Genomic DNA, 12,533 nt, shown 5'->3' on the forward strand with positions numbered 1-12,533 from the left:
GATAGTCTTGCAGAAAGAGCACAGAAGGAATATGGCATAAAACCAGAGCTCAAATGGCAAATAGGGCATCCCGCTAAGGTCATCGTAGATGTTGCAGAGAAGACGGTTGGCGCAGACTTGATTGTGATGGGTAGTAGGGGATTAGGAGGTTTTAAAGAGTTGTTGCTTGGGAGTGTGTCTCATGCTGTTGTCAATCACGCCAGAGAGCCGGTATTGATCGTAAGATAAAGCGTGCAAAGATTTGACAACCTTCAACACCAAGTTAACACCTTGCGCTAGCAGAACTTGAGAGCGGCGCTCTATGTGATGACGAGCTGGCGAGAGTCGGCGCGCTCGTCGCAGAGCTCCAGAGCATGGCCGCGCCTGCTGTGTAGGTCAGTTTCCATTCTTACAACAACTGTAGCCGAGTCTACTTGACAACTTAAATAGTTTCTTAGGTAAACTATTAGCGAGGTGAAATAATGGGGAAACAAGAGAGCGCAGATAAAGAGTCAAACGGCGATTGCTGTACCGATTCTTGCTGCAAGTTAGAACCGTGCAAGTGTGGATGCTGTTAGAGCCGTAAGAGGGAATGATATTCAGTCCTTGCAGCGTGAAAACTTCTTCTGGCATCTTGAGGTCAAAAATAGGGCGAGTCATCACATACGCTATGAAATGGTAGAACTGGCAGTTTGACAATTCTGGCAAATCGTCACAGATTTCAGAGTTTGTATTTAAAGGAAGGAACCGTAACGGCCGTGCATAAGCCAGCACCAACAACACAAGAATGTGGGTCACTCTGCATGGTATAGGCAATGCATCTGAATGATAATTCCCCGTTCTGCGTCCTGACATGGGAGTTGTGGTTAGAGCAATAGATAGCCAGACAACAGGTTGGAGCTTATCTTTATCTATCAGATCTACCGTACTTAGTACGTCAAAAACACCTTGAGTCTGGATACTAAGAAGCAAGATGTTCATGATGTCCTCCACGACGACTCTTACTATGAGAAAGAGGATTATGAAAGTCTTGTAGCGCTCTTGAGGCACATATTGCCGATCGGCCAAAAGTACAAGATATGGAAGGAGGATGAAGACCCCGGCGAAGCCTTGGAGCTTTTGCAGGATCAATTGCAAGCTGCGGTAGACGAAGATCGCAGGGCACTGCTTAAGAAGGGAAGGGACGATCTACTGCGAGAGATCCGAGTCAGCCTAGAGGAATATCAAAACTTTGTAGGCCGGCCGTAGGAAACAAGACTTATCAACCAAAATAGCATAACTAGAAAAAGAGCTAATGCTGCGAAAGGCTGTGAAGCCCTGATAGAATTCATGCGCTAGTTGCATCGCAAGTACCGCGGCGGAGCTATTTACTTTGATGATGGCTTACGAGGCATCAGAAAGCATTGGCGAGAAAATAGATCGCGTCTGACAGATGGTTTCAAAAAAGTAAAGGAGCTATTCTGCGGCCCTTTCCACCAGCTCTCCTGATGATGTAGCAAGTCTTCCACTAAACCCAAGAACGCCACCAAATACTATGTGCATGGCAAGCGCTCCTGTCACTATGGTTCCTGAAAGTTGCACCAACGTGCTAGCAAGCTGGTAGACAGAGGATGATGGGTCTGACGTTGCCACGATGTTCTCGAGCATTGGCTGCATAACGCCAAAGTGCAGAGGCAGGAACAATATCGCCCATATCGCCACGCCTGTGATTGTGCCGGTCGCAAGGCCTTTGAACACAGAGGTGATGTACAGCTTTTTCACGGAATTTGAAATTAGCAAGTAGACGATTCCAATTACCGTGGCGGTTATCATGTGTAGAAGAAAGCCAACATAGGCATCAGTCGCGGGGCCCTGCCCAAATGCCATGCCAATCATCTTGTAGAACGTTCCAGGCTGCGTCATGGTGGGTGTCAATAGGTTCGCATCGATAGCCAGAATCAGTCCGAATATGGACCATCCGGCTATCTGTCCTGCAACTATGCCCATCCTTATCGAGTCTTTGAACGTTGGCGAGTCGATCATCGGTACCATTGTATATTCTACACGACTCAAAGATTTTAGTTTTCTTGCTAGGGCCGCTGGTAAATGCTTTGCAATCGAGTGATACGATATAAATTCTACATCATATTGCACCATTTGTGATACATCATATACGCGAGATGATCAGGCAAGTGGGCCGTTTCAGGTAGACGATTCGATGTTCTTGCAGTGTTGCGTAGTTGGATGCTAATCTATTCCACAACTCAGACGCGTAGTGCATTGTGATCTTGTAATGCAGTGCAGTCCTATTAAATAAATCGATGCATCTCGAATCAATCCCATGGATCTCCCAAAACTCAGGCATATTGGAATCGACAGGTGGAAGCTAGAGCGAATCATTAACCTGCATGAGGGAGGTCATACCCTGCAGGATATTGCTGACGAGGTGGATGTAGAAGGCCATATAGTCGAAGAAGTAATAGAGCTGGTAAAGAAGCAGAAATCAGAGCCTATGTGAACGACCACATGAAACACGGATTCAAGTAGGGCATGTCAACATCATAATGAGCAGTCATTATTCCATCAACACAACGCCGGCAAATGTCCCGGTCTTCGACTAGCTGCTGCTCAAAGGATAGCGAATTTGGGTCTGTCGGCGCGTCGTACTGGACGCATGTCTCGTGCCTCCTGAGGCCTGTCTAAGAGCTTGCTGATCAGAAAGGCCCCGCCCATTGGAAAGCGCAACTGGGAGAGAAGGAGGGGCGGGACCTCATTGGAACTCGGTTATTATCTCACATGCGGCAGTTGGACTTAAGCTGCGAGTGTACACTGCATTGCAGACCCAGACTTCTTTATGCCCCCTCTGTCTGGAATGGGACTAGAGTCTATAGGAATAAAAAGCGTCTTCCTAACTTCAAGAAGATGCCGGACCCACTCAAAGAAGGCGCACGCCAAACAAAGTGAGTCATGTCGCATTGCATGTTTCAGCTGACGAATTCTCGACTTTTGTAGAATCGACAGCAAAATCCAACGGATTAAGCACTTGGCATGATGTACGGGGCTGGTACTATGACTTGTAGTCAATCTCTACATATTGGCTTGGTTTCTTGGTTTTCAAGTCTATTTCTGCAGGGGCCTTGACGGACAAAATCAGGAGTTAGGGGCAGGATATCAAGAGGGAAGATGATCATAGCCGACTATTACCATTCAATAAGATAGCTTAGTAGATTCTAAATGCGACGTCATCCGGTTGGACTGCATGGTTGAAGAAGGCGATAAATGTCTTGAATGTAAAATGGGCACGATGCAAGCTACTGGCTATGTCCTCAATAAAGGACGTATGAATACCGAAACGTTCCAAGGGTGGGAAGCAGAAAGAGAATATCAATGCGATAATCCGGCGTGTGGAAAGAAAAGGCGTAGCGTGCAAAGGTCGTTCAGCATCGATGCGATATTAGGAAAATAACACCTCCGCCGCACCAGATGCTGACGATAAGAAATAAGGGCCAATGAAGGCCCCGAAATCAAGGGCGGATCTCAGTATCAGGCCGAAGCGCAGTCACATCTTATTAACATCACCAATTTTTTCCTCCACCCAACAGAAGAAGCCTTTCAGAAATTACTTACCACCAAGATTACTATTCCAGAAACGACAACATTTACTCACAAATACAAAAGTCTAGGCCAAAACAGGATAGTCACGTGGGTAAGGAAATCTAGAATGGGAACGTGCTTCTCAGAGTTTCGTTATCCTAGCTTGAATGTCGGGAAAAGGTCTTGAATGGAGTTACGCAACCGTGCCCTTCGCGAATAAGACGCATGATAGCGGTACAATTCGAATTGAAGGTTACTCGAAAGATGATTCTCAAAGAATCTTTGCAGAATTTGCGGTTTCCTAATAGAAGACCAATCAGCAATTATGAAACCACATCCACATTCCTCTGGGACCATGATTATGCCTTGGGGTTGTCTATCATTTAGCAGCCTAGCGTATCTTCAATTTCTTGGGCATCTACTATCAGCTCCTCGGTTTCTTGATGGGTTAACTTCTTCCCTGCCTGGACCTCCACATGGTTTATGAAAGCGCCCAGTTTTCCACAGACCGATGCATCATTGTTCGGTTTGTCATCTTCTAGCAACCCTGGAGCCTGATTCAGCATATTGGCGTCTATCCCCATTCCTTCAGCTTTGATTATCAACACCCTTAAGGCGTCCGCGGGGCTTGTTGGAGGTGCTGTTCCGTTGCCTGCCAGGCTGGCTGAGGCTGAGCCGACGCCCGTGGCTGAAGCAGTCACTGTAGCTGACCTCGGGCCTGTGGCAGTAGGTGTGAAAGTCACGTCAAATGTGCATGAAGCGCCAACTGCAAGTGTTTGGGAGCTGCAGTTGTCGTTAGTGACGCTAAAGTCACCGGGGTCGCTACCACCAAGTGACACTGCTATAGCTGGCGAGGTCGACTGGCCTGTGTTGGTGACGGTGAACTGGTGTGAATCGCCGTCAGTGTTTATCTGTGCAGAGCCAAAGTCCTGGTCTGATGGTGTCACGTCAAGCTGGGCTGGAGTCGGTGGTACTTCTGTTCCTTCACCTGTCAGGTTGGCCGAGTCTGAGCTGCCACTTGCCTCTGAAGCAGTGACAGTAGCTGGCCTTGAGCCGACGCCTAGCGGGTGGAACATCAAGGTAAAGTTGCATGTCAGTCCTGATGCGAGCGTAGCGCCGGTACAGGTGTCGCCAAGCTGGAGGAGATAGTCACCGGGGTTGGTGCCGCCGTTGGCTAGGGATATGGTCCCAGACGTGGTCTGGCCTGTGTTGGTGACGGTGAACTGGTGTGAATCGCCGTCAGTGTTTATCTGTGCAGAGCCAAAGTCCTGGTCTGATGGTGTCACGTCAAGCTGGGCTGGAGGTGGCTCCGATAGGCAATCATTTGCCTGTCCTAGTGTACTTTCTCTGAAAAGCCACGCGTAGCTCCCATCAACACATAGCTGCCAGCTTCTGGAATCGTTCTCTTCGTCAAGCGGTGGAGTAGCAAAAGAGCCGACTGAATTTACCTGAACATCCAGTGTGTTTTTCAATATGACAGTTTCATCGTCGTTGTCTAGCCATTGACTGTCTAATCCGACTAGGAGAAAGCCTCCGACAGGAATTATTGTGTCAGAAGGCATAACTATCGTCTCATGCTCTGTCCCGTGGGTAGAGCTTACAGTCCAGCCGCTGACATCGACAGGCTCGGATGATGGATTGTATAGTTCTACCTGCTCCATAACGCCATCGTCAGAGATGTTATCATTTCCAGGCGGGTTCAGCTCAACTTCGTTGATAATAACGCAAGGTAACTCTGATAAGGGATTGCCATTGAAAGTGCCAAAGTTGTTAAAGACGCCGCCACTGCACCTAAAGATATTCCCCAGATTGGTGGTGGTGGAACCTTCGTTATTGTTGTAGGTGCCCCCGAAATAGATGTTTATGGTGCCTTCGTTGGTCGTGGCAGAGCCTAGATTGTTATTGTAAGCACCGCCTCCCATGATGTTCATGGAGCCATTGCTGCTGTTGAAGACGCCGAAGCTGCTTACGCCGCTATTGCTCACAGTAATATCTCCAGAGTTGGCGAGGGTGCCGTCATTAAGGATGCCCCTGCTGTTGGATCCACTATTGCTCACAGTAATAGTACCAGAGTTGGTTATGGTGCCGATGTTAAAGATGCCGAAGCTGCTTACGCCGCTATTGCTCACAGTAATATCTCCAGAGTTGGCGAGGGTGCCGATGTTGGTGATGCCGAGGCTGTTAAAGTCGCTATTGCTCACAGTAATAGTTCCAGAGTTGGTGATGGTGCCGATGTCGTGGTTGCGGATGCCGAGGGCGTTGTCAGAGCTGTTACTCACAGTCAACGTTCCAGAGTTGGTGATGGTGCCGATGTTGGTGATGCCGATACTGCTGGCGCCGAGGGCGTCGCTGCTATTCAGCACCGTAATCGTGCCAGAGTTGGTGAGGGTACCGGCGTTGCCGATGCCGATGGTGAATGGGCCACTATTCTCCACACTCAACGTGCCAGAGTTCTCGTTGGTGATGGTGCCGATGTTGAGGATGCCTACGTTGCTAAAGTCGCTATTCACCACCGTAATCGTGCCAGAGTTGGTGAGGGTGCCGCTGTTGGTGATGCCGGTGCTGCCTTCGCCGGTATTCTCAACGCTTAATTCGCCAGAGTTGGTGATGGTGCCATGGTTGTTGATGCCTTCGCTGCCGACGCTGTTAAAGCCGAGGGCGCCGTTGCTATTCAGCACCGTAATCGTGCCAAAGTTGGTAATGGTGCCTTCGTTGAGGATGCCGGTGCTGCTTAGGCTACTATTCTCCACACTCAACGTGCCAGAGTTCTCGTTGGTGATGGTGCCGATGTTGAGGATGGCGTAGTTGCTGATTTCGCTATTAGCCACTGTCAAGGTGTCAAAGTTGGTGAGGGTGCCTTCGTTGACGATGCCGGTGCTGATTTCGCCGGTATTCTCAACGCTTAATTCGCCAGAGTTGGAGATGGTGCCGCTGTTGGTGATGCCGATGGTGGCGATACCGCTATTCACCACCGTAATCGTGCCAGAGTTGGAGATGGTGCCGCTGTTGGTGATGCCGGTGCCACCGCTATTGCTCAGAATAAGTTCGTATGTGGGGTCAATTACAAGCTCATCGCCAGAGTTGATGGTAATGCTGCCATAAGTTAGCGTAAAATTAGTATCAAGGTGGACGACCGAATCTACACCTACGTCGCCATCAATTACAATGACATCTCCATCAGCCGGGGCAATGTTGCCATCCCAATTATCTGCGTCAGACCAATTTACCCCATCGCCACCCCCATCCCATATCACAGTTCCAGCAAACGCCTGCTGCGGAGTGCTTGTTAGAGCAAAAATGCCAACAGCTCCGATGGCAAAGAGTATAACGAACTTGACATGGCTGTCCGATTTTGGGATTGGAATTGCATGCGGCAAGATGTTGGGTAACCGGCCTATCATGTCACTACTTTACCATGAGATCTACTATAAAAATAGGTACAGAGTTTTCTTATAGAAGCAGTGATTGGTATGAATATCATGGCCATTATCTGGACTTGGAATCAAGTCTTCTGCATAAACATCGATCGTTTATGTAATTATTTCATTACGTGAATGGATCGCCGGACCGAAGGGCGAGGAGCTGCCCAAAATGAACGAGGACCCTACTGTAAAGCTCGGATGGACAATGTGCCACTTAAGGTGCAATTCTGAGCACAAGATATGCCACTATTTGCCTTGTGTAACCGGTGGTTGTTTAGAAAACAGTCACTATGACAAGCAGGTTTGTCGCACGATGTATAATGTAAGCAGAGCCATCATGACGTATCTTGACTCTTTTATAGCGTGTGGTATGATACTGCCAAAAAGCTTGTCCCTATGAGATATGTCGATTAAGAGGTCAAGAATGGTTAGATTCAACAGAGCCGATTAGAATGTTATCTTCTTAACTTTAAGAAAAACATCCTGGCCTTCAGCCATGGTCCTAGATTCGACAATCTGACCGGACTGTAGGTCCCACTCCTTGACAACTTTCTTTGGCATGGTTATTGACAGCGTTGAAGGATGATCCTTGCGGCTCTGAACGATGGAACTTGGGTAATGATTATAGCATGGTTTGCCCATTGTAATACAAAATTGCGTTTTGCGATACTGTACGGCCCTTTTTCCGTCGGAAAGCTTATGGAAGCGTGACTTTAACATAGGTTAAACTACAGGAAATAAAGAAATAGCAAGCCGACCATCCCAGTTTGTTTGATAAAAAACCGCGCGGCACTTGAGAGGTTTCACGGCAAGCAGTCGTCGCTCGTGCTGTCCGCGCTTGAAGCAGCGATAAAAAGCGTCGACCCCGGTGCCCTTGTCAAAAAATCATTGTCATATAGCAGGGGGACGCTTGTCGCCCGCAACATTACAGGCAAGAATTTCAAGATAGACAAATTCAACAGCATCTACATCGTCGGGGCGGGCAAGGCGTCTGCAGCCATGACATCGGCCCTTGCCAGCGTATTGAAAGACAGGGTTACAGGCGGGAGCATAAACGTGCCCCGCGGCACGGAAGCAAACAACATTGACAGGATTTCCATAATACACGCATCGCATCCGGTTCCTGACGACGAAGGGACAAGGGGAACTAAAAAGATAATCAGCATTCTAGAAAAAGCAGAAACAAAAGACCTTGTCATTATGGTCGTCTCCGGCGGAGGGTCTGCGATGATGCCGCTTCCTGCAAAAGGCCTTACATTGAAAGACAAGCAGGAGGCCACGTCGGCGCTGCTTGCGTCAGGGGCTACCATACACGAAATAAACTCTGTGCGCAAGCACCTCTCTGCAGTAAAGGGCGGACAGCTTGCACGATATACAAAATCTCGCGTGCTGTCGCTTGTCCTGTCCGATGTCATTGGCGACGACTTGGCAGTCATCGCATCGGGCCCGACTTTTCCCGACTCGACCACGTTTTCAGACGCACAGCAAGTCTTGGAAAAATACGGAATTACAGACACAAGGGCTGCGCGGCATATCGCAAGGGGAGCGCGTGGCTTGATAAGAGAGACTCCCAAGCCCGGCGACCCGATTTTTAGGCGCGTCGCAAACGTCCTTGTCGGCAACAACGAGCTTGCCTGCAAAAGCGCCTCATGCTATTTGCGCCGCAAAAATGTGCGCACGGAATTTCTCGGTTCCGGATTTGACGGCGAAGCGCGTGACTTTGGCGCCTTCTTGGCCAAGCTTGCCGGCGACATCAAGTCGAAATCACCTTTTGCGCTTGTCGCAGGAGGTGAGACGACCGTCAAACTCGGAAAAACTTCAGGCAAGGGAGGCAGAAACCAGGAAGCAGCCCTTACCTGTGCTCTGTGCCGCATAAAGGCAGTGGCGGCTTTTCTGGGCACCGACGGCATCGACGGGAACTCTGATGCGGCAGGCGCGCTCGTCTCGGGAAAATCCGCCGCCCTTGCAAAAAAAATCGGCGCAAAAGCTTTTCTTGTCAGACACGACAGCTATCATGCGCTTGAAAAAATGGGCTCGCTTATATTCACCGGCTACACGGGCACCAACGTGAACGACATTGCCATTATTTACAAGGCTGGTCAGTAGCTCACCGTCACGTCGCCCGACACGACATTCACGTCGCCGGCGGCAGTAGCAAGCACCAGCGAGCCGTCATCGCCTACATCCTTGGCCATGCCAGAAATGACCTTGTTCTGCTGCACCACTGACGCCTGCCTCCCGAGCATGTCTGTCCTTTTGCGCCACAGGGCGACTATAGTAACAGACCCCTTTTCCTCGAGCAGCACGACATACTGCTCCAGCTTTTCCAGCAAGAGCCTTGTCAGGTGCAGGCGGTTGACGTCGTGCCCGAGCTCGTCGGAAAGCGAGGTTATCGCAGGTCTTCCCTCCCTTTCCAGATGCAGTTTTTTAGTGTCAACGTTGGCGTTTATGCCTATGCCAATTACAGCGTAGTTGACCGCGTCTGCCTCGGCGCTCAGGTCCAGGAGTATGCCAGCAACCTTCTTGCCCTTCACCATCACGTCATTTGGCCACTTGAGCGTTGCGTCAAGGTCAGTCGCCTCCCTCACCGCGTCGCACACCGCCACTGCTGCGACAAACGGCAGCATCGTGCTTGCCGCTGTCGGTATGGACGGCTTTAGTATGACAGAGATCCAGATGCCGCCCATTGGCGAGAGCCACTTGCGCTTGAGCCTTCCGCGCCCGCCGGTCTGCTGTTCTGCAATCACGGCCGCGCCGTGCGAACCGGGCTTTTCTGCAAGCGCGATTGCGAGGCTCTGCGTCGACTGCGTGCTTTCCCTGTAGATTATGTTCTTGCCCACGAACGACGTCTTAAGCACCCTTGCAAGTTCCCAGGGGACGGGATTTTCCGTAGCACTCTCCAGCCGGTAGCCCTTGCCGTGCAGCGACTCTATCCTGTAGCCGAGCCGGCGAAGCCTGCGTATGTGCTTCCACACGGCGCTCCTTGAAATCCCTGCTTTTCTTGCAAGCGACTGGCCCGACGAATAGTCAGCGTTTGCCTTGAGCAAATCAAGAAACTCGACGACCCTTTTGTCCCTTGGCAGAGCGCGAGTCATGCCTTTACAAGTTCCACTTGTAGTAGACAGTGCCGCCCCTGCATGTGGCATAGACGTCAGAGCCAGCCTCCCTGAGCGAGCTTGACACCTCAAGCTCGGCAAGAAGGCTTTCGACGGCCGTGTCGTTGTCCTTTTTCCCAAAAAGGTTGAGTATCTCCTCTCTTGAGTACATCCTGTCCGGCTCCCTTTTCAGGATGCTGCGGATCTCTTGCAAGAGTTCCTGTCTTGTCATTTCTTTTTCTTTGCAGATACTATTGAAAGCACGTCCCTGTCTTTCAGGTGGTAGTCGGAAGGCAGGTGGAGCCCGTCGCGGATGTCTACTGCGTACAGCAGGCCCTTGGCAAGCTCGCTGTGTACTTCTCGCGCAAGGTCCTCCACAGTAGAGCCGGACCGCATCAGATACACGTCAGGGAGCACGTTTCCGTGCTTGTCTGCCATCTTCTTTGCGTCGGCGACAGGGTAGACTGCGTTCATCTTAAGTAGCTTGAAGACCGCGACGTTGATGGCAAACTGCACGCCCGTGCGCATGTACTCGCCCAGTATATCCTTTCTTATCAGGTTGAGAGCCCACTTTTGCTTGTCGTTGAGGGATGCAGGGTCGTTTATTTCAAAGCGCTCGTCGCCCGGAACGTATTTTATGAGGCCCTTGTGCTCGGCGCGCCTGAGCGTTAGTTCGGCGTCCGCGCTTGACGGCACGACTATCATATCCTTGTACTCCTCGCGCAGGCGCTTGAAGTTGTCAGTCGAACTGGACAGGTCAACTTTGTTTGCCACGATAAGGGTCGGCTTTGAAATGTCGCGCAGGCTCCAGCAAAAGTCCTTGCTCTGTTCCGGCCCAAAGTCGTCGAGCAGGATGCCGACAAGGTTGTTCTGCGCCAGTGCGAGTTTGACGTGGTCCTCCCTTACCCCTATACCCCTGAACACCTCCGTTATCGCTTCGACCATGTCTGCTGCCCTTGACATTTTGTCGCGGTTTGCCTCGAACAGTTTCAGGTACCACATCACCATCTCTTCCTCGATGTCGCCCACGTCGGCAACCGGGTCGCCAGAGCCGGGCTCTGCTATCCTGCCCGATGCGTCGATGCTTCCAGAGGCGTCAACTATGTGCAGTAGCGCGTCTGACTGCGCCGCGATTGAGAGGAACTGGTTGCCAAGGCCCTTGCCCTCCCACGCTCCTTTTATAAGGCCTGGCAGGTCCACAAGCTCTACAGGTATAAAGCGCCACCCGTCTATGCACCGCGAGTTTTTCGGGTGGTCCTGAACGCCAAATTCCTTGTGGACACACAAGGTGATTGCGGTCGCGTTGCCCACCGACGGCTGCTTGGTCGTGAACGGGTAGTTCGATATCTCGGCCGAAGCAAGTGTTGCGGAGTTGAAGAAGGTTGTCTTACCGGTGTTGGTCTTGCCGATCAGGCCGATCTTGATCATGTAAAAACCCCCACTGTTTTATTATATATAGGATGTGGATTAGTGGACATGGCTGCATACCGAGCCTACAAAGCCCACCAGCCCGACGAAACTTGCAAGCAGCGATGCATGGACAGCAAACGATAGCTTGTGTGATGTTGGTTTTGCATGTAAAGTCGTTAACGCCTGTGCCATCGCGTTATTTACGCCGAGCTAGCCGATAAACTAGTCGGCATGACGTTCGCCGGCCCTTTCTTTGGCCACCCTTATCTCGTCGCATCGCCACGCTATCTCTAACAGGTTGTCCTCCGTTAGGTCTGAGTCCCACTTCTCAAGCAGCATCCTCGATATCTCCGTAGCGTGGTAAAGCATACCCCAGTAGGGGTGGTGCTCTGCGGTCGTGTACGCAAGTTCCAAAACTTCTGCAAGCCCCGACGACGCCTTTTTTAGCGCGTCGGACTTTTCCGTGTACACCTTAACGATACCGGCGTCGCCATCGACGCCAACCCTAGCCATTACCCCCTCGGCTGCAAGCGCGTCTACGGCCTCCCTGACTTTCTGCGCTACCCTGTCTGTGCTCTCTGCCATACCCTGCATCCAGCGCGCCGGATAATTGAGCTTATGGTCAGGAGTCGAAAAGCCGATGGTGCTCTTCAAGCATGCACCGGTTGTAAACGACCTTGATGCCTTTCTGTTTTGCGAGCTTTTCTGCCTGTTCGTTGTAGATTCCAAGCTGCATCCAGATGAGTTTTATCCCCGGCTTTTTTATCGCGTCCTGGACAGCAGGCAGTACGTCGTCTGACGGCCGGAACACGTCAACGATGTCGACTGGCTCCTGCACGCTTGAAACCGCGGGATACGATTGCCTCCCCATTATCTCCGGCGCCGTCGGGTTGACCGGTATCACGTTGTACCCCTGCTCCATCAGATACTTGGGGACGTAGTTTGCCGGCTTGCCGTCAGTCTTGGACATGCCGACCACTGCGATGTTTTTCATTTTGTAGAACTCCCTCAGCTCGGCGTCAGAGAATGAGTCGATGTTCATCAGAATTTCCGC

General features: G+C 50.9%; 12 protein-coding genes. 5 read left to right on the top strand and 7 right to left on the bottom strand.

Annotation, left to right across the window (positions count from 1 at the left end):
* The coding region (locus VGA14_RS00500; RefSeq protein ID WP_331001778.1) for a universal stress protein at positions 1-228 on the top strand (228 nt) is incomplete at its 5' end.
* 699 nt (positions 229-927) lie between these two features.
* A complete protein-coding gene (locus tag VGA14_RS00505; RefSeq protein WP_331001779.1) occupies positions 928-1,227 on the top strand; it encodes a hypothetical protein in 300 nt (99 codons plus the stop codon).
* Positions 1,228-1,434: 207 nt separating this feature from the next.
* Here the strand turns inward: VGA14_RS00505 and VGA14_RS00510 are convergent, their stop codons facing one another.
* Complete coding sequence (locus tag VGA14_RS00510; protein ID WP_331001780.1) at positions 1,435-2,010, bottom strand: hypothetical protein; 576 nt, start codon at positions 2,008-2,010, stop codon at positions 1,435-1,437.
* A gap of 289 nt (positions 2,011-2,299) precedes the next feature.
* On the opposite strand from VGA14_RS00510, the gene VGA14_RS00515 reads away from it, so the two are divergent.
* Both VGA14_RS00515 and VGA14_RS00520 read left to right on the top strand, forming a co-directional pair.
* Entirely contained in the window at positions 2,300-2,476 is a 177-nt protein-coding gene (locus VGA14_RS00515; RefSeq protein ID WP_331001781.1) for a hypothetical protein, read from the top strand.
* 741 nt (positions 2,477-3,217) lie between these two features.
* Positions 3,218-3,424: a hypothetical protein gene (locus tag VGA14_RS00520; RefSeq protein WP_331001782.1), complete on the top strand. Its 207-nt coding sequence runs from the start codon at positions 3,218-3,220 to the stop codon at positions 3,422-3,424.
* Positions 3,425-3,935: 511 nt separating this feature from the next.
* Here the strand turns inward: VGA14_RS00520 and VGA14_RS00525 are convergent.
* Positions 3,936-6,806, bottom strand: a complete 2,871-nt coding sequence (locus tag VGA14_RS00525; protein WP_331001783.1) for a choice-of-anchor D domain-containing protein — start codon at positions 6,804-6,806, stop codon at positions 3,936-3,938.
* A 939-nt stretch (positions 6,807-7,745) separates the two neighbouring features.
* On the opposite strand from VGA14_RS00525, the gene VGA14_RS00530 reads away from it, so the two are divergent.
* Entirely contained in the window at positions 7,746-9,080 is a 1,335-nt protein-coding gene (locus tag VGA14_RS00530; RefSeq protein WP_331001784.1) for a glycerate kinase type-2 family protein, read from the top strand.
* On the opposite strand, the gene VGA14_RS00535 is transcribed toward VGA14_RS00530, so the two are convergent.
* The 5 genes from VGA14_RS00535 to VGA14_RS00555 all read right to left on the bottom strand — a co-directional run bounded on the left by VGA14_RS00535 (position 9,074) and on the right by VGA14_RS00555 (position 12,521).
* Positions 9,074-10,069, bottom strand: coding sequence for a biotin--[acetyl-CoA-carboxylase] ligase (locus VGA14_RS00535; protein WP_331001785.1), 996 nt, complete (start codon positions 10,067-10,069; stop codon positions 9,074-9,076). The two genes, VGA14_RS00530 and VGA14_RS00535, sit on opposite strands and share 7 nt — an antisense overlap.
* Before the next feature lie 4 nt (positions 10,070-10,073).
* Complete coding sequence (locus VGA14_RS00540) at positions 10,074-10,301, bottom strand: hypothetical protein (protein ID WP_331001786.1); 228 nt, start codon at positions 10,299-10,301, stop codon at positions 10,074-10,076.
* Positions 10,298-11,497 (bottom strand): redox-regulated ATPase YchF, encoded by a 1,200-nt coding sequence (locus VGA14_RS00545; protein ID WP_331001787.1) that lies wholly within the window; start codon positions 11,495-11,497, stop codon positions 10,298-10,300. Before VGA14_RS00545 ends, VGA14_RS00540 begins: the two co-directional genes overlap by 4 nt.
* Positions 11,498-11,701: 204 nt before the next feature.
* On the bottom strand, positions 11,702-12,064 hold the full coding sequence (locus VGA14_RS00550; RefSeq protein ID WP_331001788.1) for a hypothetical protein: 363 nt from the start codon (positions 12,062-12,064) through the stop codon (positions 11,702-11,704).
* Between the two features lie 37 nt (positions 12,065-12,101).
* The gene (locus VGA14_RS00555) at positions 12,102-12,521 is read right to left on the bottom strand and encodes a CoA-binding protein (protein ID WP_331001789.1); all 420 of its coding nucleotides are present in this window, start codon (positions 12,519-12,521) and stop codon (positions 12,102-12,104) included.
* Between the last annotated feature and the right edge of the window lie 12 nt (positions 12,522-12,533).

It is taken from the genome of Nitrososphaera sp., assembly GCF_036397675.1.
Lineage (GTDB): Archaea > Thermoproteota > Nitrososphaeria > Nitrososphaerales > Nitrososphaeraceae > Nitrososphaera.